The 23,102-nt window shown below is 43.6% G+C and carries 24 protein-coding genes and 1 tRNA gene; 4 read left to right on the top strand and 21 right to left on the bottom strand.

Annotated features, from left to right (window positions below):
• Positions 1–20 precede the first annotated feature (20 nt).
• From NQ541_RS04210 to NQ541_RS04175, 8 genes are all read right to left on the bottom strand, one after another.
• A complete protein-coding gene (locus NQ541_RS04210) occupies positions 21–428 on the bottom strand; it encodes a Fur family transcriptional regulator (RefSeq protein WP_005610610.1) in 408 nt (135 codons plus the stop codon).
• Positions 429–449: 21 nt separating this feature from the next.
• Positions 450–812 carry a heavy-metal-associated domain-containing protein gene (locus tag NQ541_RS04205; RefSeq protein ID WP_005610607.1) on the bottom strand — a complete coding sequence of 121 codons (363 nt, stop codon included), beginning with the start codon at positions 810–812 and terminating at the stop codon, positions 450–452.
• 34 nt (positions 813–846) lie between these two features.
• On the bottom strand, positions 847–987 hold the full coding sequence (locus tag NQ541_RS04200; RefSeq protein WP_023922261.1) for a hypothetical protein: 141 nt from the start codon (positions 985–987) through the stop codon (positions 847–849).
• Positions 988–1,001: 14 nt separating this feature from the next.
• Complete coding sequence (locus NQ541_RS04195; protein ID WP_023922260.1) at positions 1,002–1,178, bottom strand: FeoB-associated Cys-rich membrane protein; 177 nt, start codon at positions 1,176–1,178, stop codon at positions 1,002–1,004.
• Between the two features lie 101 nt (positions 1,179–1,279).
• Positions 1,280–3,463, bottom strand: coding sequence for a ferrous iron transport protein B (feoB, locus tag NQ541_RS04190; protein WP_005610602.1), 2,184 nt, complete (start codon positions 3,461–3,463; stop codon positions 1,280–1,282).
• Between the two features lie 51 nt (positions 3,464–3,514).
• Positions 3,515–3,733, bottom strand: a complete 219-nt coding sequence (locus NQ541_RS04185; protein WP_023922258.1) for a FeoA family protein — start codon at positions 3,731–3,733, stop codon at positions 3,515–3,517.
• A 56-nt stretch (positions 3,734–3,789) separates the two neighbouring features.
• Positions 3,790–3,999 carry a FeoA family protein gene (locus NQ541_RS04180; RefSeq protein WP_005610599.1) on the bottom strand — a complete coding sequence of 70 codons (210 nt, stop codon included), beginning with the start codon at positions 3,997–3,999 and terminating at the stop codon, positions 3,790–3,792.
• Between the two features lie 493 nt (positions 4,000–4,492).
• The gene (locus tag NQ541_RS04175) at positions 4,493–4,924 is read right to left on the bottom strand and encodes a cytidine deaminase (protein WP_005613052.1); all 432 of its coding nucleotides are present in this window, start codon (positions 4,922–4,924) and stop codon (positions 4,493–4,495) included.
• A 223-nt stretch (positions 4,925–5,147) separates the two neighbouring features.
• Here NQ541_RS04175 and NQ541_RS04170 point away from each other — a divergent pair, with 223 nt between their 5' ends.
• Positions 5,148–5,519, top strand: coding sequence for a metal-dependent transcriptional regulator (locus tag NQ541_RS04170; protein WP_005613057.1), 372 nt, complete (start codon positions 5,148–5,150; stop codon positions 5,517–5,519).
• A 72-nt stretch (positions 5,520–5,591) separates the two neighbouring features.
• On the opposite strand, the gene NQ541_RS04165 is transcribed toward NQ541_RS04170, so the two are convergent.
• On the bottom strand, positions 5,592–6,530 hold the full coding sequence (locus NQ541_RS04165) for an L-lactate dehydrogenase (RefSeq protein WP_005613059.1): 939 nt from the start codon (positions 6,528–6,530) through the stop codon (positions 5,592–5,594).
• Positions 6,531–6,719: 189 nt separating this feature from the next.
• Here NQ541_RS04165 and NQ541_RS04160 point away from each other — a divergent pair.
• Positions 6,720–6,805: transfer RNA gene (locus NQ541_RS04160), tRNA-Ser, on the top strand.
• Positions 6,806–7,397: 592 nt separating this feature from the next.
• Here NQ541_RS04160 and NQ541_RS04155 read toward each other — a convergent pair.
• A complete protein-coding gene (locus NQ541_RS04155; RefSeq protein ID WP_044941218.1) occupies positions 7,398–9,092 on the bottom strand; it encodes a GLUG motif-containing protein in 1,695 nt (564 codons plus the stop codon).
• Between the two features lie 610 nt (positions 9,093–9,702).
• On the opposite strand from NQ541_RS04155, the gene NQ541_RS04150 reads away from it, so the two are divergent.
• Positions 9,703–10,158, top strand: coding sequence for a sporulation initiation factor Spo0A C-terminal domain-containing protein (locus NQ541_RS04150; RefSeq protein ID WP_005613065.1), 456 nt, complete (start codon positions 9,703–9,705; stop codon positions 10,156–10,158).
• A gap of 63 nt (positions 10,159–10,221) precedes the next feature.
• Here the strand turns inward: NQ541_RS04150 and NQ541_RS04145 are convergent, their stop codons facing one another.
• The 8 genes from NQ541_RS04145 to NQ541_RS04110 form a co-directional block, all read right to left on the bottom strand.
• The gene (locus NQ541_RS04145) at positions 10,222–10,935 is read right to left on the bottom strand and encodes a queuosine precursor transporter (RefSeq protein WP_005613067.1); all 714 of its coding nucleotides are present in this window, start codon (positions 10,933–10,935) and stop codon (positions 10,222–10,224) included.
• On the bottom strand, positions 10,928–11,674 hold the full coding sequence (locus tag NQ541_RS04140) for a radical SAM protein (RefSeq protein WP_044941223.1): 747 nt from the start codon (positions 11,672–11,674) through the stop codon (positions 10,928–10,930). The genes NQ541_RS04145 and NQ541_RS04140 overlap by 8 nt, the downstream gene beginning before the upstream one ends.
• Positions 11,675–12,150: 476 nt before the next feature.
• On the bottom strand, positions 12,151–13,725 hold the full coding sequence (locus tag NQ541_RS04135; protein WP_005613074.1) for an ABC1 kinase family protein: 1,575 nt from the start codon (positions 13,723–13,725) through the stop codon (positions 12,151–12,153).
• Positions 13,715–14,116 (bottom strand): phasin family protein, encoded by a 402-nt coding sequence (locus NQ541_RS04130; protein ID WP_005613076.1) that lies wholly within the window; start codon positions 14,114–14,116, stop codon positions 13,715–13,717. Before NQ541_RS04130 ends, NQ541_RS04135 begins: the two co-directional genes overlap by 11 nt.
• Positions 14,117–14,188: 72 nt before the next feature.
• Positions 14,189–14,575 carry a diacylglycerol kinase family protein gene (locus NQ541_RS04125; protein ID WP_005613078.1) on the bottom strand — a complete coding sequence of 129 codons (387 nt, stop codon included), beginning with the start codon at positions 14,573–14,575 and terminating at the stop codon, positions 14,189–14,191.
• Positions 14,576–14,587: 12 nt separating this feature from the next.
• A complete protein-coding gene (locus tag NQ541_RS04120; protein WP_044941226.1) occupies positions 14,588–15,361 on the bottom strand; it encodes a histidine phosphatase family protein in 774 nt (257 codons plus the stop codon).
• Positions 15,362–15,433: 72 nt separating this feature from the next.
• Positions 15,434–16,429, bottom strand: a complete 996-nt coding sequence (locus NQ541_RS04115; protein WP_005613082.1) for an alpha/beta hydrolase — start codon at positions 16,427–16,429, stop codon at positions 15,434–15,436.
• Positions 16,430–16,431: 2 nt separating this feature from the next.
• Positions 16,432–17,262, bottom strand: coding sequence for an Mrp/NBP35 family ATP-binding protein (locus NQ541_RS04110; RefSeq protein ID WP_044941229.1), 831 nt, complete (start codon positions 17,260–17,262; stop codon positions 16,432–16,434).
• Positions 17,263–17,452: 190 nt separating this feature from the next.
• Between NQ541_RS04110 and NQ541_RS04105 the strand changes: the two genes are divergently transcribed.
• The gene (locus tag NQ541_RS04105; protein ID WP_005613086.1) at positions 17,453–19,570 is read left to right on the top strand and encodes a glycogen debranching protein; all 2,118 of its coding nucleotides are present in this window, start codon (positions 17,453–17,455) and stop codon (positions 19,568–19,570) included.
• 11 nt (positions 19,571–19,581) lie between these two features.
• Here NQ541_RS04105 and NQ541_RS13110 read toward each other — a convergent pair whose 3' ends face one another.
• The 3 genes from NQ541_RS13110 to dnaK form a co-directional block, all read right to left on the bottom strand.
• Positions 19,582–19,764: a hypothetical protein gene (locus tag NQ541_RS13110; protein ID WP_081442907.1), complete on the bottom strand. Its 183-nt coding sequence runs from the start codon at positions 19,762–19,764 to the stop codon at positions 19,582–19,584.
• Positions 19,765–19,883: 119 nt separating this feature from the next.
• Positions 19,884–21,074 carry a molecular chaperone DnaJ gene (dnaJ, locus tag NQ541_RS04095; protein WP_005613088.1) on the bottom strand — a complete coding sequence of 397 codons (1,191 nt, stop codon included), beginning with the start codon at positions 21,072–21,074 and terminating at the stop codon, positions 19,884–19,886.
• Positions 21,075–21,198: 124 nt separating this feature from the next.
• Positions 21,199–23,061: a molecular chaperone DnaK gene (dnaK, locus tag NQ541_RS04090; protein ID WP_005613090.1), complete on the bottom strand. Its 1,863-nt coding sequence runs from the start codon at positions 23,059–23,061 to the stop codon at positions 21,199–21,201.
• Positions 23,062–23,102 lie beyond the last annotated feature (41 nt).

The raw sequence follows: 23,102 nt of genomic DNA, 5'->3' as shown, positions 1-23,102 counted from the left end.
GTAATTACTGATAAATTTTATCAACTAATTTGGCTTTGAATCTTTATTTCAGCAATCTTCTGGTCCTTTAAATACCCACACTGCTTCAAACCTTCCTGAACTACCCTGTTCCAGTTCTGATCTGTCAGATGATACGTTGTATCATCATCCAAAGTGATAATGCACCCGCCCTCCTGCCGGCATTCCTCCGGGCATTCTACCTTATACATATTCTTCCGGCTGATCGCACCGATCTCTTCCAGTGCATTAATCATCCGATATACTGTCGCTACCCCGATCTTTTCATCCGCCCTGGATGCTTTATAAAAAATCTCCTTGCAGCTTGAACAGTCATTCTCAAGAATAATATCGATCAGCATTCGCCTTTGTTTCGTAATGCGGCATCCGTTCTCTTTCAGTTTTTCTACAATCTGCTCTTTTCTGTTCACGGTGCACCTCCAGTCAGTCTCTTATGAAATACCTGTCACTTCATAACCGGCTTTCTTTACTGCATTTTTCAGATCTGCCTCATTGATCTCCCGGTCATAAGACACTTCTGCACTGTTGCTTTTTAATGTTACTTTCGCAACAACGCCATCAATCTCATTTAAAGCATTTGTCACTGCATTTACACAATGCTCACAATGCATTCCTTCAATTGTAAGCGTTTTTTTGCCGATCACCGGACCGTCAAGGAACTTCGTTTTCGCTTTTCCTGAATTCCCTGAACCGCCACCGCAGCACGGACTCTCACCCTTGAAGTGCTTCAATGAGCCTTTCAATGCAAAAAAGAGTAATATGATCACAAGTACAATAATAATTGCATCTACCATTCTCCATTCTCCTTTTTCTTTTTGAATCTTCTATCTATTTTTCTTCTATGTCATTTTCTTTCTTTTCACGCCATTTCCTGATCCAAAGGAAAATCTGGTAAATGGAAGCTCCCACCAGATACAGAATCAGGAAAGCACCGAAAGCATAGAACATCGAACCTGTCGAACTTCCCATTTTAAAATCACCTTTCAGTCTTTCTTTTTATACTTTTCTGTATGTCCTGTGCAGCCGCCACAGCTCCCACAGTTTCCGCTGCATCCGGCACAACCGGGATGCTTTCCTTCTTTCATATTCTTGCAGCCCTTATAGATCAGATAAATACAATAGGCTGCGATCAGTGTCAGTATCACAATATTGGCCATCATAATCTTTCACCCTTCTTTCTGTCATTTCCCGTTCATTTAGCTTCCATTATAACAGAAAGCCGGATACCTTTCCGCATCCAGCTTCCTTACGAATACTATCCTTATGCGTTCTGTACGGAACGTTTTGAATATACTTTCTGATTCTTATACGGATCTGGTCTGAAGAGCATAAACAGAAGGGCAATCAGGAAGATAAATCCTACTGCTGTGCCGATACCAAATGCTCCGCCTGTTACGAAAGATCCTACCTGATATACGATCAGGCAAACAATGTAAGCAAAGATGTTCTGGAACAGAATTGCAAACCAGAACCATTTCTTAGACTGCATCTGCTGTGCCATTGTAGCGATTGCTGCAAGACAAGGTGAGTCAAGAAGGTTGAAGAGCAGGAACGTAAATGCTGCGATTGTTGAAGGGAACCAGGATGCAACACCCTGTGCAACATTGACTGCGTCCTCTGTATCTCCTGCTACATTTGCAAGAACTCCCATCGTAGAAACGATTGCTTCTTTTGCTGTAAATCCTGAGATAGAAGCTGCAACCGGCTGCCACTCGCCGAATCCAAGTGGTGCGAACAGAGGAGCGATCACTCCACCGATTACTGCCATTAAGCTGTCTGCACTGTCTTCTACCATTCCAAATCCATCTGCTGTAAATCCAAATCCACCAAGGAACCACATTACTACGCATGCAAGGAACAGGATTGTTCCGGCTTTGATAATGAAGCCTTTCAGTCTCTCCCATACATGGAGAAGTACTGTCTTAGCCTGCGGAATATGATACTGTGGAAGCTCCATTACGAACGGAGCAGGTTTTCCTGAGAAAGGTTTTGTCTTCTTCAGGATGATCGCTGCTACAAGTACTGCTGCGATTCCGATGAAGTACATCAGCGGTGCGATAAAGGAGCTTTCCTGATATCCCGCTACTTCACCTGCGATTACTCCCCCCATCATGGCAATAACCGGAAGTTTTGCACCACATGGGATGAAAGTTGCTGTCATAATTGTAAGACGTCTGTCATTATCCTGCTCGATCGTCTTAGAAGCCATGATTCCCGGAATTCCACATCCTGAGGAAATCAGAAGCGGGATAAAGCTCTTTCCTGAAAGTCCAAAGTGTCTGAACACACGGTCCATGACGAATGCGATACGAACCATATATCCGCAATCTTCAAGGATTGACAGGAACAGGAACAGGATTGCCATCTGTGGTACGAAACCAAGGACAGCTCCAAGTCCACCGATGATACCATCAACTACAAGACCCTGTACAAGATCACCTGCACCGATTGCCTGAAGTCCGCTGCTTACGGCATCCTGGATTGCTACTACAAATACATCATTTGTCCAGTCTGTTACAAATGTACCAACTGTTGTTACAGAGATATAATATACAGCCCACATTACCAGGATGAAGATCGGAATACCAAGGATACGGTTTGTTACGATCCGGTCAATCTTATCAGATGTTGTCAGTTTCTGTTTTTCTTTCTGAACGGTTGTTCCAACGATCTTCTGTATGTATTTGTAACGCTCATCTGTTACAATACTTTCCATATCATCATCATGCTTCTCTTCCAGTTTCTTTCTGTGGTCAGCAACTGTTGCAGATGCTGCTCCTGAAAGTTTCACATTCTCTACGACCTTGCTGTCATTCTCAAGGAATTTTACAGCATACCATCTCTTCTTATCCTCAGAAATAGATATCGGAAGCAAATTCTTCACTTCGTCTACTGCTGCCTCAAGATCTTTGGAGAAGATCTCGCCCGGAAGTTTCACTTCCTTCTGCTTTGCAACTTTAACCGCTTCATCAATCAGATCTGTAAGACCTGTCTGCTTCAGTGCAGAAGTCTCGATGATCGGGCATCCGAGAAGCATGGAAAGACGCTTCACATCAATCTTGATTCCTCTCTTTGCAACCAGATCTGCCATGTTCAGTGCGATCACAACCGGAACACCTGTCTCGATCAACTGAGTTGTCAGATAAAGGTTACGCTCAATATTTGTTGCATCCACCAGATCAATGATGACATCCGGATTCTCATTTAAAACATAATCACGGCTGACAACCTCCTCCAGTGTATACGGGGAAAGAGAATAAATTCCCGGAAGGTCAGTTACCGTGATCTCTTCTCCCTTTGCTTTCTTGCTTTTTACTTTACCTTCTTTTTTCTCAACCGTAACTCCCGGCCAGTTACCAACATACTGGTTGGCACCTGTCAATGCGTTAAACATTGTAGTTTTTCCGCAGTTCGGGTTTCCGGCAAGTGCAATCGTAATTGCCATTCCTTTCTTACCTCCTTATAGTTTAACAGATTGGTTATGCGTGTTCAGGACTTATTTCACCTCTACACACTGGGCATCTGCCTTTCTGACAGACAGCTCATATCCACGGACTGTAATTTCCACCGGATCACCAAGCGGTGCAACCTTTCTGATATAAAGCTGGCTTCCCTTTGTGATTCCCATGTCCATAATACGACGCTTGTAGGCACTGTCTCCCGCAATCTTTGTAACTGTAACAGTACTTCCTACTTTTACATCACCTAAAGTCATAACCATTGTCTCCTTTCATAAAATATTCCTTATATATACAGCAGCACATTTCTCAATCAGATCATAATGTGACGCGCCATATCAGCATTAACTGCGACTCTGGAATCCTTGATATTCACGATCACATTGCCGCCGATTGCAGATAAAACTGTAACTTCTGCATCTACTACAAATCCAAGATTCGCAAGAAATCTTCTTGTCTCTTCATTTCCACCGACTCTTTTAATCGTATTGGTTTCACCTATATTGGCCATTGTAAGTGGCATATTCGCACGCTTCTTTCTATGTATAATTTTTGCAGATTATTCTTTAATAAATGAGATTGAAAATCATCAACAGTTGAGATTGATAATTTTTTTCATTTACTTTCTACACGTTAGTTAGTATACGCTAACGTGTATTAGTTGTCAAGGACTCTTTTTTGTATTTTTTTAGAATTATTTCAAAAAATTTTTGATGCCAGGGTCAAAAGGTCTAAGCCCACATGAGCTTGCTCATAGGTGGGTGAAAGACCTTAGGACCCGCCCCGATATGAGCATAAAAGTGGGATGATAATCCCACGATATGCGAATATTGGGTAGGATTGTGGGAGTGCGTAGCACGGAGCAATCCGTAGGCATCAAAGTCGGGGACTTTTGACCCCGACATCAATTTTTATCAATAACCTCTTTTTTCATGAACTACAAAAAGATGCTTTGCGAATTTCTCAGGTGTAAAAAAAATGCAAAGACCTGTACTCTCATACAAATCTCTGCATTTTTATTCATCCCGTTCCTGCAAATTATCCGGCCCGAAGCCAAACGGAAACAGTTCCCGTAAAGAACAGACTTTATAATTTTCCTCGTCCACCGCAAGAATAATCTGAAAAGTCTCCGGTTGACAAAATTCCATCATCACCTGCCGGCACACACCACAGGGAGCTGTATACTCCACTGCAATCCCGTTCATTCCACCAACAATACAGATTGCTGAAAATTTCCTTTCGCCCTCGCTTACAGCTTTAAAAAACGCGGTCCTTTCCGCACAATTCGACGGTGTATATGCCGCATTTTCAATATTACAGCCTGCATACACTTTTCCACCGGCTGTCAGGAGTGCCGCACCTACCTGAAAATGCGAATATGGAGCATAGGCATGGCTCATCTGCTCTTCTGCAATCCGGATCAGCCTCTGGATCTCCTCTCTTTTCATTCAACCCTCTCCCTTTAATCTTTTCTCTCTATGCCATTTCCTCACTGGTATATATAAAGAAAAAACGCTTTCTATTATTTGTTCAATTATAACATAATCTATCAATATAAAAAAGATTTGCTGTTCATATTTCATTATTTATGTTATACTGTATTTATTATTCATGCTGTGAATAGTAACTAAAGGACAAGGAAAGAATTATAAGTAATAGAGGTGTATGTCCATGCAAGTAAATGAATCTTCTGAAAATTATCTGGAAACGATACTGATGTTGAGTAAGACTCATCCGGTTGTACGATCCGTAGATATTGCAACAGAACTTAACTTCAAAAAATCCAGTGTCAGTGTTGCCATGAAAAAGCTGAGAGAAGCACATCATATTATCGTTTCTCCTGAGGGCTTCATTACACTCACCGAAACCGGAAAAGAAATTGCAGATCGTATTTATGAACGTCATACCCTGCTTTCTTCCTGGCTCACCCAGCTTGGGGTAGACCCGGAGATTGCATCAGAAGATGCCTGCAGGATGGAACATGTGATCAGTGCGGAAAGTTTTGAGGCAATCAAGGCTCATATTTCCAAGTACCAGCAGTAAATTTCAGACAATCCAAAAGCAGTTTTCTGCTTTCAGACTCTCTCCGTGTCAGTCCGACCAGAGGGAGTTTTTTCAGATCCGGGCTAATATTTTTTTCAGTTCCTCTGCCGAATGCCATAATTTCCTTTTTTCTTCTTCATTAAAATTGATTTCTAATATCTGCTCTGCACCATTTTTTCCCAGAACGGTCGGAATACTCAGACACAGATCCTGCAGTCCGTATTCTCCGTTTAAATGAACTGATACCGGTGCAACCGTATGACTGTCCCTGACCAGTGCTTCTGCAATCTTAGCCGCTGCCATTCCGATTCCATAATAAGTCGCTCCTTTTCGTTTAATGATCTCATAAGCACTGTCTCTTACACTACAGTATATTTCCTTCATTTCCTCCGAAAATCCCTTCTGCCGCCGCAGTTCTGCAAACTTTTCCACCGGGATCCCATATATATTGGCACAACTCCACACTGCAAGCTCACTGTCGCCATGTTCCCCGACAATAAAAGCATGCACATTTCTGCTGTCAATCTCCAGTTCTTCGCTGATCAGGTATTTTAATCGTGCTGTATCAAGAACAGTTCCTGAACCGATGACCCGCTCTTCAGGATAGCCCGACTCTCTCAGTGCAACCTCTGTCAGAATATCTACCGGATTCGATACGATCAGAAGTAGTCCGTCAAAAGCAGTTTTTCTGATATTTCCGATAATTGAACGCATGATACCTGCATTTTTCTGTACCAGATCCAGTCTTGTCTCCCCCTCTTTCTGATTTGCCCCTGCTGTAATAATGAGAATTGATGCATCTGCGATATCGGCATATGTTCCCGCATAAATATCCATCGCATGGGCAAATGGAAGTCCATGACTGATATCCATTGCTTCTCCCTCTGCTTTTTCCATGACTGCATCAATCAGAACCAGTTCTGAAAAAATCCCTTTCTGCATAAGCGTATAGGCTATTGATGCCCCTACAAATCCACATCCGATCACTGCTGCTTTCTGTATATTGATCACCCCGTCTGCCTCCTTTTATTTTTGTTTTGCATCCTCTGCATAGATTTTCTTTCTACATTATTTGATCTTTCCATCACTTTTATTCCACAAACCCTTTTATTTTATGGAAAAATACTGGAATAAAAGGGGTTTCTTTTTAACCTGCTTTCTGTTATAATGATTGAGTTGTATAGCATTTGACAACATTTTGGAGTTGTATCGAAGTGGTCATAACGGGGCGCACTCGAAATGCGTTTGCCCTCCGGGGCACGTGGGTTCGAATCCCACCAACTCCGTTTTTTCAAAAAGGTGCGTAATTTCAAGGATAGCGGAGAAAGCCTTTAAAATAAGGGTTCTCCGCTTTTTCTTTTACTGAAATGATTCTATTATTTTGGACTTTTTAAGCGTATTTTACAATCTTATGCAACACGAAATACGCAAAAAATATTATCGTTGCAACCATCGTAACTACCAATAAGGATGGCATATCCGAATATCTGCAAAAATCTTTTTCAACCATCAACTCAGATATTCAGAGGTTTCACAACTGGCTTATCGAGAATAATTGCTATCATGTTTGTATGGAATCCACTGGAAAGTATTGGATTCTCGGGGTAATCTCGCTTGCCTTGATGATTTCCAGCTTTGCGGAAATGTTGTTCGGATAGTCTGTCATTGTCTCGTTCTCCTTTTCGATAGATAGTGTGGGCAGTGAATAACGGTGGCACAGAAGCTCTGCTTGCAGCTCCTTTCGCATTTCCTGCAAAGCTCGTTATACTTCTTCCTGCCACGCTCATCAAGAAAGAACGCCCAAAACCGTTTCCCGCTGTATGGTTTCGGGACGATTCTGGGCGTTTTCTTTCGATATAACAATGGAACGCTATTCAATTATCTGTTGTACTTTTTCTTTCTGCTTACAACCGTTGTAGCAATGGCTGCACCGCCGCTGGTAAACAGCAGGACAATCCACAAGGCAAGGCTGCTTGTATCGCCAGTCTGCGGACACTTATCGGATGTTCCCGGTTTGGTACTGGCAGGCTTTTTCTCAAGAGCAGCAATCGCATCTTCGATAGCCTTTGCCATCTTGTCTACTTCAGATTGTTCCATAATATTTTTACCACGGACAACAGCTTTGACAGCAGCTTCTACAGCAGAGAAGTCCTTGTAGTTGTCTTTGTTCAGTGCATTTGCCTTGTCAATGGCTCCGTCGACCTTAGTGTAGTCTGCAGGTAAATAAGTCATTGCAATAGTCTGCGTATGAGTTGCTGTATCAGCCGTAATCGTAATATTGAGATTGAAAACCTCGCAATTATCTGCACTGACTTCGACAGTATAAGTACCCGTTTCCAAATCAACCGGGTTTGCTACTTCCTGACCATTCACTTTAATGACTACATTCGCCAACTCAGCAGGTGTTACAACAAAAGAAACTGCATATTTCGGTGCTGGCAAGAGGGGCGTTCCATTAGAATTAAATCGATAATTGCCGCCGGCAGTAGTAATCTCATTAAAGAAATCCTCAGTTTCCATATATTCAAGGGACTTTGCTGTACCTGCTTCCGTATACTTACTGCAAGCAGTAACATTTTCTGTTTCAATGAAATAATTGTTTTCAAAAACGGGTGTATCAGAAGAAACACCGCCGACAATACCGCCTAAACGCTTATAAGGTGTAGTGGCAGTATATTGAGATAGATCCACTTCCCCGGCGAAATAACAATGTCTTATTTCTGTTCCTGTGCCAACTGTACCTGCAATGCCGCCGAAATCCGTAGTTCCCTTACCAAGAGGAACTATTTTCCCGGTGGAATAACAATTTATGACCTTTGAGTTCTGAATCAACTGTCCAACAATTCCGCCAGTACAGGGTGTCCAAGAGGTCAGATCGCCCGTATTGGCACAATACTGTACGGTGCTGTTTTGAGCAAGACCTACGATACCGCCCATCTGAAAAGAGGTGACATCCTGCGTTATTGAAAAATCCCCCTTGTTTTGGCAGTATTCAATCGTGCTATTTATCGCATATCCGCACAAAGCCACAGTACCGTTAATATATTTGTCTGTATCCGTGAACGACACATTTGAAGCACAGTCAGAAATTTTGCTGTCTGCTGCAACGCCCGCTACCGTTCCAAAATAGACATACCCTGAATTGGACACATTCAGCTTGCCTTGAATTGTCAAACCGGAAATTTCAGCGCCGTAAACCTCACTGAAAAACCCGAAAGACGGATACTCTGTCTTTCCGTAGTTTTCGGAAAAATCCAAATTGGAAATCGTATGCCCGTTTCCGTAAAATTTGCCGCTGAAGTAATGCAGCAGAGTTCCATCAGCAGCAAATACGCTGCCAATTGGTGTCCACGCAACACCTGTTAAATCCAAATCTGCATCAAGAGATACAACCGCATCTGTTTTATCGTCATATTCGCCATTGTCCACAGCTTTTGCAAATTCCAAAAGCTCATCTACTGTTGTGATTGAGGTTTTGCTGCTTTGCTCGTTCTCTTCTGCAAACGCTGTCATCGGAACAAGTGCCATCACAAGGCACAACGCAAGCAGAAGGCTTAAAAGTTTCTTCTTCATTTTCATTCCTCCAAAATAATTCTATCCGCTATTTTCTTCCTCCGGCAAACGCAAAAAGCCGAAGCCAAGGCATAATGCACCCTGTCTCCAGCAACCGGTTCGTTATAAATTGTATGAAATAAGACTTGACACGCTGAAAAAACGGCACTATGCTCCTGCCGAGCCGAGCCGAGCCGAGCCGAGCCGAGCCGAGCCGAGCCGAGCCGACAATAATTGTCGCATTTCCGTTTGCCATAGTCAAGTCCTCCTTCCATAATTTCTAAGGCAAAAGGATATGAATTCCCTTACCCCATAGACATACAAAGGTATTTTAGCAGATTTTCCCAAAAATCTCAAGTAGTTTTCAGAATATTGCTCTCATCTTTTTCTCAAAGCATTGCCTTCTTCCATTACTCACGGAACTTTATGGCTTGACCATTATCAAAACTGGTGCAAACTCAACCTGTATAAAATTTTCAATGTTCTTTCAATTTAGCCTTGACTTTTTATTTGCAGGCTACAACATTTCCCACGAGTTCGAAAATCTTCGAAAAATTTTTGTTGCGTCTTTTTTCATCTCATTTTAACATATTATCAAGGAACGATGTTCTCATCTGAGAGGAGAAGGTTCATGAATTATAAAGAATTATTGTTTGATACACTTGAAAAGCTTGGTACTTCAAAGACAAACCTTGGTTACGATTATATTGTCTACGGCCTCCTTCTTATGGAAGAAGACCCTCACTGTATCTCTTGTATTACGAAATTTTTATACATTGATATTGCGAATCACTACGGCACAACATGGAAATGTGTCGAGAAGAATATACGAAATAGTATTCTCACTATATGGGTCTCTTCCAACGACCGTATGCTCAAAAAAGTCTTCGGCAGAAGCAGTTCTGACAACAGACCTACAAATAAAGAATTTTTTAAGCATACTTATGAATATCTTGATACAATAAAGCACCAGTGTGCTGCAGGTGCTTTACATCCCAGATTTTTTTGTCCTTCCTGTCACTCACATTGCCAGATAATGGAAAATATCTTTTCGCAAATGACTGACTTCTATGATATTGCTAACTGACTTTTTCCTGTTAGTTCGTCTTTCGCATTTCCCCTGAACTTCTGATATTATTTAATAAAATCCTTACTGCTGTCCCTCCGGGATACTGCCTTTTTCATGCATTTTTCTCGCCAGATAAACAAATGGTGTATCTGCAATACTCGTAATGATAAAGATCACATAACTCGCCAGTGCGATACTGACCAGAGTTGGGAACTGATACATTCCCCAGAATGCCCCAAAAGTATACAATAATGTATTTAGTAACTGTGAGATCAGTGTCGACCCGTTATTTCTCAGCCATAATGCTTTTCTTGAATCTCCATTGAAATGCTTTTTGGTAATCGCCCACCATTTATGATAAGCCCATACATCAAACCGCTGACAGATTGCATAAACCAGCACACTGACGATCATCAGTCTTGGTGTATTGGAAAAAATCTCTTTGATCGCCGGCTGTGCCCAGTCGCTCGCACTCGGTCTGTATAAAAGCCAGGACTGGGAAACTACGATAAAAAATACCGACGTAAAAATTCCGATATTTACTGCTTTCTGTGCTGCCTTTTTCCCGTCTACCTCACTGATGATATCCGTAACAAGAAATGTCGACGCAAAAAGGATATTCCCCAGAGTCTGCTCCATTCCGAATGCGTCCACCATGATCAGCACTTCAATATTGGCGGTAATCGTAGCGATCGCTGTAAAACAATACAATCCGCTTTTCCCAAATAATCTGTAAACTAACAGAACACTTCCATATATAACCAAAAGACTTAAAACCAATAATATCTCATTCATTTTCTTCTTTCTCCTTTTCTTCTCCTCCGACTCCAAAATCTGTATTTTGAAGCAAAATATCCACCCTTTGGTTTTCTTTATATTTCGGATAAATCTGTTCCACAAAAAGTCGGATCACTTCCTGATCCGGACGGATCGGTGTTGTATTTTCCACCATAATATTGATACAGATCCGTTCAAAATATTTTAATCCCGTTTCTATATCTTTCTGCATGGATTCTGCTGTCTGCCCACTGATTCCAAAAAGCAGACAGACTTCATCTGCCACTCCTGCGATCTCTTCCGGCATAACGCCTTCCATTCCTTTGTCAAAGACTTCTCTTCTGAACGTATCATCAAATGTCTCCACACCCATTTTAATCTTCAGCGTGATTCCCTGCTTTTTAAAATAATCCTTCCACTTCTGTACATGCTTATGATACATCCAGTGGACCTCAAACCGGAGCTGACTGATCTGCTTTTCTTTACAGACCCGCCTGATTTCTTCCATTGTCTTTTCATCAAGTTCCAGAAAACTTCCGGAATTGATTACCTCAAGACTGTGATATATGCCATTTACCTTAGAAAGTGCCTCTTTGTTGATCTTATAGTTTTCTTCTTCATTTCTGGAAGAATCCAAATGATAATCACAGAAACGACACCGCAGATAACGGCATCCGCTTCCCCGGAGCATAACAATCTCCCTTGGGTTTTTATCCGTTATAATACTATAGCGAACTGGATTTTCTGTCTGTCCCATCTTCACCCTTCTTTCTTTTTCTTTTGATGCGTGCCAACTCTGTTCCCCGGGAAAATGAAAATGAATTTTCAAGAAAAAGGAGATGCCTGACGGTACTGACCCCGAGAGACATCTCCTGTAAATCGTAACGATACCGGACTGAAAAGAGATAGGACCAGCATCTCACAGATCTTAAATTACAACTTTTATCCCTAGTTTTTTTTATAGACAGGATGGTCACGAACTGTCTTATTAATTACCTGTAGTACTCTAACAGATTTTCTTTCATTTTGCAAGTGAACTATTTCTTTTTTCCATTTCATATACAAAATCTGCAACATTCATGGTGGAATCTCTGTTGGAAACCAGTACGATCGTCTTTTCTTTTGCGGATTCCTTTAACGATTTCAGAATGCTTCAGAAATGTATACTTTCCTGCTATAAAAAAATCACCGTATAAAAAGGTTCTGTCCTTTTATACGGTGATTACTTTTTCCTTATTTTCTTGACAAAAAATGCTTGATAAATACATACATCACGATCACGAATGCCATCAGATATCCGATCGCACCAATTGCCGGGATTCCCCATAACTTTGGCTTCATATTCGTTGTACAGATGATGCTTGAACTGATCAGAAGTGCCATGACCCACAGTCCCATCACAATATTTCTCACCAGTCTTCTTAACAGCTCTGCCAGATCCTTTGATACATGAAGATCCAGGTTGACCCTCGTCTGCCCTTTCATATATCCCTGCAGTGCATCTGCTGCCAGTGACGGAATCTCGATCGTCTTATGGATCGCTCGATACAGGTTCTTTCCACCGGACTTCAATTCTTTTTTCCAGTTAAAATTCCGCAGGAAATCACCTTTGATCCTTGCTGAAGCGATCTCTACCATATTGATCTGTGGACAGATCTCAGCAAGAACACCTTCCATCTGCGTCAGACCGCGTGCCAGCATCGTCAGACCATGTGGCATAGAAATCCGGTTCGTCTTCATAACTTCCATCAGATCCTGCATTGCCTCTGCCACGTCGATATTTCCCATATCCAGCTTGCCATACTTGATCATCAAGCTGCTGATATCCTCATACAGCTTACTCTGATCCGGTTTTCCCCGAAATTCTCCCAACGCAAGAACCGCATCCTGGATCATCCCGATATCATTGATCGCAATCCCCTGGATCGCATCGGAGATCAGTTCTCTGTCTCTGTCTGAAAGCCGTCCCATCATGCCCATATCAATCCATACAATTTTCCCGTCCGAAATATGTACATTTCCCGGATGGGGATCTGCATGGAAAAAGCCATCGTCCATGACCTGCTTGATATAATGGTCAACCAGCTTTGTTCCGATCTCTTCCAGATCGTAGCCCTCTTTTTCAAGCACTTCTTTTTCATCGATAGGATATCCTTCGATATATTCCATCACCAGAACATGATGCGTTGTAAATTCCTTATATAAAACCGGCGTCCTTACATACGCAATATCTTTATTCCGTCGGGCAAACTCTTCCATGTTGGCTGCTTCCGTCAGGAAATTCATCTCTTCCTGCGTTACGACCCACAATTCATCCAGCACCATACTGAAGTCGATGGTTTCTTTGATGCTGATCGGTGGTACAAGCTTGACCGCCTTATGCAGAAGACCAATGTCTCTTGCCATCGTATCGTAAATTCCTTTTCGCTGCACCTTTACGACAACTTCTTCTCCTGTCTTCAGCGTTGCCCTGTGAACCTGTGCGATGGAAGCTGAACCTAATGTCTCCTTTTCAATTTGTGAAAAGACCTCCTGCCATGGATACCCATAGGAATCTTCGATCACTTCCTCCACTTCCGAAAATGGCATTGGAGCCACATCGGACCGCAGCTTCATCAGTTCATCACAGTACTTCTTTGGAAGTACATCTGAATGCAGTGACATGATCTGACCAATCTTAATAAAAGTAGGTCCCAGATCTTCAAGAATCAGCCGCAACTTCTCCGGTGTGATCCCCCGGGTCAGCTCATGCTTTCTTAAAACTGCGGTTATCTCTTTTAATCTGGAACCCGACTTTTCATTCTTCATCTTTCTTTTCCGGAGCTGTTTCAGCAGTTTCTTTTGTTGCTGCTTCTGCCTCTGCATTCACTCCGTCTTCTGACTCTCCGTCCACAGCTTCTGCCGTTTCCATCTTTGCGAGCTGCTCTTTTAACTGCTCTAACTGCTCCGGTGTCATCTTTCCAAGAAGCTCTGTCAGTTCTTCCGGTGAGGATGCTTTCACTGATACATTCACACTATCCTTGACCGTCTTCTTGATATTATGCTTCAGCTCTTCGTTGAGGACTTTCCCCTGCTCTACTGTCAGCTCACCCTTTTTTACAAGCTCATCCAGCACGTCCTTTGACTTCTCCGCCGTCACAGCTACTGTTCCGATTCCTGCCAATAAGATCTTTTTCAGACCATCCGTCAATCTTTCCATACTCTTCTGCTCCTTTCAAGGTTCTAAGCCTCTTTACATTATCTGATTTTATACTCTTGTTATACACTTTTTTCAAAAAAATGTAAACCATTCCATTATTTTTGGAACAAAAATAATACAACCGATCACTGCAGAAAAAAGTGCTGCGATCAGCACTGCACCGGCAGCCGTATCCTTTGCGATCTTGGCCAGCGGTTTTCTTTTCTCCGTCACCAGATCAACAACTGCCTCAACAGATGTATTCACCAGTTCCAGTGCCATGATCAGTCCGCACAAAAGCAGACAGATACACCATTCTATCTTCGAAATTTCAAAGAAAAATCCCGCCAGCACCACCAGCACTGTCATGATACAGTGCATCTTCATATTCTGCTCCTGACGAATCCCGGTCAGAATCCCTTCGATCGCATACCGGAATCCTCCATAAAATTTATGATCCTGCTTTTTCTTCTGTTCCATAAGCACACTCCTCTAATGTCTCTGATCCTCATTGCTGTATACTTCACAGAAACGGGCAGCAAAAGCCGGTTCTTCCCCTCCTGCATATAAATGGGAAATATCTCCTACTTTTGTACCGCGGAAATACGCAATTCCCTGTTCTCTCTCTTCCGTTACCACCTCGGTCACAGAAGTCGGTGCAAGCACCAGCCCATGCCATAATACAAACGGGGAAACATTCCACAAATGGGATAATAATACACAGCTGATCGCAAAATGACAGAAAAAGGTAACCGTCTCTGTACTTTCTTTTTCTACCCGGTAATGATTTCTCTCCCTCACATATCCATGCTCTGCAAGAAATGCATCAAACTCCCGGATCACCCGGTCATAAACCACTTTCATATCAGAGCATTCTGCCACCTTGGAATTTCTCCATTCCCTGCGATCCATATATTCTTCATGCTCTGTCCAGTATCCCGGTGCCATATCCCATACATTCCTTATCAGATACTTTCCGTCTGCCATTTTTGCTCCCGGATATGCCCGGCTCAATTCCGGATCTTTATTCAGATCCAGCTGTGCCGGAAATTCCCGCAGCCACTCCAGTACTTCCGCATCTTTTCCCGTCGCTTTCAGACAGGGCTGTGCCGTATCCATCGCCCTGCCAAGGGGAGACTGATAACAACTTCCCATCGCAAGCGATGATGCCCTCTTTGCCAGCAGTTCTGCCTCCCTGCGTCCTTTTTCTGTCAAGGTATCATGTTCATAATCCGGGTCTCCGTGCCGGATCAATAAAATTCTCATCCTGTTCTCCTTCCGCTTTTTCTGTTGCACTTCCTGTTATCAGCTTTGTCGTTCTCTCTTTTTCTTACTTTCCTACACATCCCATACTGCTGCAAGCCAGCACTTTGCAAGCATCCTCCATGCACCAACTTCTTTTAAAACCTTCCGCAAGTGTTCTTTCTCATCCCGACTCCATTTTTCCGGTGCAGGTCTGGAAATTCCATACTTCGCAAGCAGCTCCTCACCGGTCTTTTTCTCAAACCTGGTTTCACCTCTCAGGATTGCTTCGCCAAGCAGTCTGATCTGCTCCATCGTATAAGGTTCTCTGCCTCTTTCCTCCAGCCAGTCTTCTGTCGCTACAGACATTCCGTGAACACCATCTGAAAATACGTGATGAGCATACGGAACACCTGCTTCTTTACACGCCTTTGCAAAAAGATAACTGTTCTCTACCGGAACTGACTCATCTGTTGCTGTCTGCCACAAAAAGCAGGGTGGCGTATCTGCGGTCACATGCTTTTCAAGTGACATATAATCTAGATCCTTCTGATCCGGGTTCTCCCCGAATAAGGCGACAAAAGATCCCGGATGTGCCGCCTTTCCTGCAGTGATGACCGGATAAGCAAGAATCGCTGCATCCGGACGGTTGGACACCCGGTCATATACCGGATCCGGATCTTTTATATCCTTCCAATGCACACTTAAACTGGCACATAAATGCCCTCCTGCAGAAAATCCGCATACTGCGATCTTCTCCGGGGTGATCCGGTACTCTTCTGCTTTCCCGCGTATCATGCGGATTGCTCTTGAAATATCCTGAAGAGGCTGCATTCCCAGTGGAACTTCATCCAGCGGATTCACTGTATAGACAAGCACAAATACATTATAATCTGCCTCGTAAAAATCCATGGCAACCAGATGTGCTTCTGTCCGTGAAACCTGCCGGTATCCACCTCCCGGAACAACGATCATAGCCGGATGGATCTTATCATCCTCATGCATATAACTGACCATCACCGGAATAAATCCATGAGCTCCTTCATAAGAATATTCTTCTTTTTTCCAGATCTCTGTTCCCTGTCCTTTCATCTCTATAAGACCTCAACTTCCAGATAAGGATTCTCTGCTTCATAAAATGCTTCTTTTTCCACGACCTCTGCAAGTGCTGCATCTAACGGCATCCTGCCAAGAACCGGCACTTCCAGTTCCGCAGCGATCTCATCAATATGGCTTTCTCCGAAAATGTGGATCTTTTTTCCGCAGTCTGGACAGAGGATATAGCTATAATTTTCAACAATGCCAAGCACCGGAATATTCATCTGCTTTGCCATACCATACGCCTTTTTCACGATCATTTTGACCAGATCCTGCGGAGATGTCACGATCACGATCCCATCGACCGGAAGTGACTGGAATACGGTCAGCGGAACATCTCCCGTTCCCGGTGGCATATCCACAAACAGATAATCAAGATCTCCCCACATAACCTCTGTCCAGAACTGCTTCACAACCCCTGCGATCACCGGTCCACGCCAGATTACCGGAGCCTCCTCATCTTCAAGCAACAAGTTCACTGACATGATCTTTGTCCCGTCTTTTGCAATCCGTGGAAGGATACCTTCCTGCGTTCCCTGAGCTTTTTCATGAATACCGTACATTTTCGGAATGGAAGGTCCGGTAATATCTGCATCAAGAATCCCAACCTTGTATCCCATTTTCACCATCTGCCTTGCAAGTGAGCCGGTGACAAGAGATTTTCCGACGCCTCCTTTTCCACTGACAACTCCAATGACTTTTCCAATGGATGAATGTGCATTTGCCGGCTCGTGCAGATCCACTTTCTTACTGCTGCAGGAACCTGCCTGTGAGCAACTGGAGCAAGCCGATTCTGAACATCCTTCCGTCTTCTGTTCTTCTGTCATAATCTTACCTCTTTCTTTCATGATCCCTGTTCTTCCACTGATATTGAACAGTTCACTCTTTTTTCTCTGTTGTTACAGTATACCACTTTCATCTTGCATTTCAAAGATTCTGTTCTATAATTATCCTATAAATAGATGTCGGGGTCAAAAGCATCTTAAACCCTGTAACTTAATAGATAGAAGGAGTGAAATGATCTTGCAAAATAATCAGACCGATCTTGTTCTTGTCCCTGCCGGACAATTAAAACCCTTAGACACTATCTGCGGATTTCAGGTGCGTCCCGGATTTTTTCTTGATTTCGGTGCAACCGTGATCCCTGGTGGAGTCAACTTCACGATCCAGTCGCATAAGGCAACCTCCTGCGAACTTTTACTGTTCCACCGGGAAGCGGAAGAGCCCTTTGCCGTTCTTCCATTTCCTGATAATTACCGCATCGGATTCTGCTATTCCATGATCGTATTTGGTCTCGACATTGAAGAATTTGAATATGCTTACCGGCTGGACGGACCTTATGACGAGAAGATGGGGCTCCGCTTTGACCGTACCAAAGTCCTGCTTGACCCTTATGCCCGTGCCGTAACCGGGCAAAGCCACTGGGGCCATAAAAATAATCCGCAACATGGCTACCGGGCACGTGTCGTTCATTCTAACTTCGACTGGGGGCAGCAGCGTCACACTTCCATCCCGATGGAAGATCTCATCATTTATGAACTGCACGTCCGCGGCTACACAAAGGATGCAAGTTCAGGAGTGAAACATCCCGGTACTTTCGACGGTCTGAAAGAAAAGATTCCTTACCTGAAAGGCCTTGGGGTCAATGCCGTTGAGCTGATGCCGGTCTTTGAATTTGACGAAATGCGGGATGCACGACTTATTGATGAAAACCTGCTGCTCGACTTCTGGGGATATAACCCGGTCAGCTTTTTTGCACCAAATACCAGCTACAGCTCTTCTAAAGAGTACAACCGCGAGGGAATGGAACTGAAAAGTCTGATCAAAGAACTTCATGACCAGAACATGGAGGTGATTCTGGATGTGGTTTTTAACCATACTGCCGAGGGAAATGAATTTGGCCCATCCTTTTCTTTCAAAGGCTTTGACAACCAGATTTACTACATGCTCACTCCCGATGGACATTATTATAATTTCAGTGGCTGCGGAAATACGCTCAACTGTAATCATCCCGTAGTGCAAAATATGATCCTGGACTGTCTTCGTTACTGGGTGATCGAATACCGTGTTGACGGGTTTCGGTTCGACCTTGCTTCCATTCTCGGACGCAACGAGGACGGAACTCCTCTGCACCAGCCTCCGCTTCTCCGCAGTCTGGCTTTTGATTCCATCCTTGGAAATGTAAAACTGATCGCAGAAGCCTGGGATGCCGGCGGACTCTACCAGGTCGGATCTTTTCCCTCCTGGAAACGCTGGGCTGAGTGGAATGGACGTTACCGGGATGATATGCGTCGTTTTCTGAAAGGAGATGATTTTCTTTCCCAGGCTGCTGCCCGCCGGATCACCGGTTCACCCGATCTTTATGATCCGGTTTTCCGGGGCAGGAATGCTTCTGTTAATTTTCTGACCTGCCACGATGGATTTACGCTTTACGATCTCTACAGCTATAATGAAAAGCACAATGAAGCCAATGGCTGGGGAAATACAGACGGTGCAGATGACAACAACAGTTGGAACTGTGGTGTGGAAGGAGATACAACGGATCCTTCCGTCCTGGCTCTTCGCAGAAAAATGATGATGAATGCCTGTGCTGTCCTGATGTGCAGCCGTGGCACTCCTATGTTTCTCGCCGGAGATGAATTTGCTGATACACGCTATGGAAATAATAATCCCTACTGTCAGGATAATCTGATCTCCTGGCTGGACTGGTCACTTTTAGAGAAGAACAGAGCATTGTATGAGTTTTTCCGTTATATGATCCACTTCAGAAAAGCTCATGCCTGTATCCGCAAAGACCTTGAGCCTAGTTATCTCGGTTTTCCGTCCATGAGTCTTCATGGTCTCACTCCATGGAAACCTGACCTGCCGGAAAGCAGTCACACTGCCTGCGTTCTCTTTTCAGGTTATGATGACTCTTTGCACAAAGAAGATCTGGTCTTCCTTGCCGTGAATACACACTGGTGTTCCGCTGCTCTGACTCTGCCTCAGCTCCCGGACGGCTATACCTGGAAGATTGCCGTCAATACAGGAGACAAAAAACAGCAGACATTCACGGATTCTGAAATACCTGCTGCCGGTTCCTCCGTTCTGCTTGGAGAACGGTCTGTTATTGTATTTGTGGGGGAAAGAAATTAAAGATGTCAGGGTCAAAAGGTCTGAAACCACGTGTGCTTGCACACTGGTGGTAGAATGACCTTGAGACCCGCCCCGATATGAGCATAAAAGTGGGGCGTAAGCACCATGATATGCGAATAGCGGGTAGGATTGTGGGAGTGCGTAGCACGAAACAATCCGTTGGCATCATTGTTGGGGGCTTTTGACCCCAACATCAATTAAATATAGTATCTATTCGGGATTCCACTTAAATAATTTCAAAGAATGGCAGGGAAAATTGCTTTTCCTCTGCCATTCTTTCTGCCTGAAACCTTAACTCACTATTCAGGACTTTTTATTCTTTATCTTCAAAAACTTCTTTCACTTTTTCTTTGAAAGACTTCTTCTTTGACTTTTTGTCCTCTGCGGTTTCTGTATTTTCACTGCGTTTCAGTGTATTTCCTGTCAACTCATCAAATCTTCTGAGAGCTTCTTTTGCTTCTGCACTCAGATGATCCGGTGTCTGGATCACTACTGTAACCAGATGATCTCCTCTGACCTGTGAATTTCTCAATGACGGAACACCTTTTCCGGTTAAACGTACCTTTGTTCCGGTTTTTGTTCCCGGCTTGATCGTGCAGACTACATCTCCATCTACTGTCGGGATCTTGATCTCTCCACCAAGTGCTGCGATCGCAAAGGATATTGAAACTGTAGAGAGGATATTCATATCTACACGCTGGAATACCGGATGTCTGGATACATTTACCTCAACAAGCAGATCTCCTCTCGGACCGCCATTAACTCCCGGCTCGCCTTTTTCGCGAATACGGATACTCTGTCCGTTATCAATTCCTGCTGGAATAGTAACTTTGATCTTCTTCTTACTTGCGGTATATCCGGTTCCTGCACATTTCGGACACTTTTCTTTTACAACTTTTCCTGAACCGCCACAGGTCGGACAGGTCTGCACATTCTGTACAGTACCAAAGAAAGACTGGGATGTATAAACAATCTGACCCTTTCCACCACACTTTGGACAAGTCTCGGGAGAAGTTCCCGGCTTTGCACCTGTACCATGACAGTCTTCACATGGATCTTTCAGAACCAGCTCCAGCTCTTTTTCACATCCATGTACTGCCTCTTCAAACGTAATGCGGACACTTTTTCTGATATTGGCACCTTTCATCGGGCCATTACTTGTTCCGCCTCTTCTGGGACCTCCGAACAGATCTCCAAAGATATCTCCGAAAATGTCTCCAAAATCAGCTCCATTAAATCCGCCGCCAAATCCACCTGCACCTCCGGCACCTCCCTCAAATGCCGCGTGGCCGAACTGATCATACTGACGACGTTTGTCAGCGTCACTCAGAACGGCATAGGCTTCAGAAGCCTCTTTGAACTTTTTCTCAGCTTCTTTATCTCCCGGATTCATATCCGGATGGTACTTCTTTGCAAGCTGACGATATGCTTTTTTTATTGTAGCATCATCGGCATCCTTACTTACGCCGAGTACTTCATAATAATCTCTTTTTGCCTCTGCCATAATACAACTACTTTACCTTTCTATAACCTCAAGAAATTCTACGAAGCTATATTCCTACAGCTTCGTAGAATCCTTTATTCTTCATACTTTTCTGATGTAAATCTTTCAGATTACATGAATCAGATTAAACCTCTTTGTAATCTCCGTCTACTACATCATCATTTGCAGAACTTTCCGGTGCCGGACCTGCTCCCGGTGTAGGACCAGCCTGTGCTCCTGCTGCTGCATTCTGCTCATACATCTTTGTAAATAACTTCTGAGCACTTTCCATCAATTTCTCTTTTGCAGCTTTGATCTCTGCAACCTGAGCCTCAGATGTCTCTTCCGGTGCAGATTTTGCAAGGATATCTTTCAATGCCTGTACGTCAGCTTCTACGGCTGCCTTATCTGCTGCATCCAGTTTATCTCCGACATCCTGAATTGCTTTTTCTGTCTGGAATACCATAGCATCGGCTTCATTTCTTGTATCAATTGCTTCTTTACGTTTCTTATCCTGAGCCTCGAACTCTGCTGCTTCTTTCACAGCTTTATCGATATCGTCATCAGACATATTAGAACCTGCTGTGATCGTAATATGCTGCTCTTTACCTGTTCCAAGATCCTTCGCAGATACATTTACAATACCGTTTGCATCAATATCGAATGTAACTTCAATCTGCGGTACTCCACGTGGAGCCGGCGGGATTCCATCCAGTCTGAACTGTCCGAGTGATTTATTATCCTTGGCGAACTGTCTCTCACCCTGTACTACGTTGATATCTACAGCTGTCTGGTTATCTGCTGCCGTAGAGAAGATCTGGCTCTTCTTTGTCGGAATTGTTGTATTTCTCTCGATCAGTCTTGTAGCCACACCACCCATTGTCTCGATAGACAGTGACAGTGGAGTTACATCAAGAAGAAGGATATCGCCTGCACCTGCATCTCCTGCAAGTTTACCTCCCTGTACGGAAGCACCAAGTGCTACACACTCATCCGGGTTCAGAGATTTGCTTGGCTCTTTGCCTGTCAGTCTCTTCACTTCTTCCTGAACTGCCGGGATACGTGTTGATCCACCAACAAGAAGTACCTGACCAAGCTCGGAAGCTGTGATACCTGCATCAGAAAGTGCACGTCTTACCGGCTCCTGTGTCTTCTCTACAAGATCTCTTGTCAGTTCATCAAATTTAGCTCTTGTAAGGTTCATGTCGAAATGCTTCGGTCCTTCAGCTGTTGCTGTGATGAACGGAAGGTTGATATTGGTTGTCGTTGCACTTGAAAGTTCTTTTTTAGCTTTCTCTGCTGCTTCTCTTAATCTCTGAAGAGCCATCTTATCTGTTGAAAGATCTACACCCTCTTTTGCCTTGAAGTCTGCCAGCATATAATCTGTGATCTTCTGGTCGAAGTCATCTCCACCAAGTCTGTTGTTACCTGCTGTTGAAAGAACCTCGATAACTCCGTCACCGATTTCGATAACAGATACATCGAATGTACCACCACCAAGGTCGTATACCATGATCTTCTGCTCTTTCTCGTTGTCAAGACCATAAGCAAGAGCTGCTGCTGTAGGCTCGTTGATGATACGCTTTACATCAAGTCCTGCAATCTTACCGGCATCTTTTGTAGCCTGACGCTGAGCATCGTTGAAGTAAGCCGGAACTGTGATAACAGCTTCTGTTACTTTCTCTCCAAGATATCCTTCTGCATCCGCTTTCAATTTCTGAAGGATCATTGCTGAAATCTCCTGTGGAGAATACTTCTTTCCATCAATATCTACTTTATAATCTGTACCCATCTCTCTCTTAATGGAAGAGATCGTTCTTGCAGCGTTCGTAACTGCCTGACGTTTTGCAGGTTCTCCTACGAGACGCTCTCCTGTCTTTGTAAATGCTACAACAGACGGTGTTGTTCTTGCACCTTCTGTATTTGCGATAACTGTAGGCTGTCCACCTTCCATAACAGCTACGCAACTGTTTGTTGTACCAAGGTCAATACCAATGATTTTTCCCATGATAAATTTCCTCCTCTATTTATTCTCTGGTTTTGATAAAA

Origin of the sequence: [Ruminococcus] lactaris ATCC 29176 (assembly GCF_025152405.1) — a bacterium.
GTDB lineage: Bacteria > Bacillota > Clostridia > Lachnospirales > Lachnospiraceae > Mediterraneibacter > Mediterraneibacter lactaris.
Note: the sequence above shows the minus strand (reverse complement) of the source record. Positions and strands in the feature narration are given on the sequence as shown.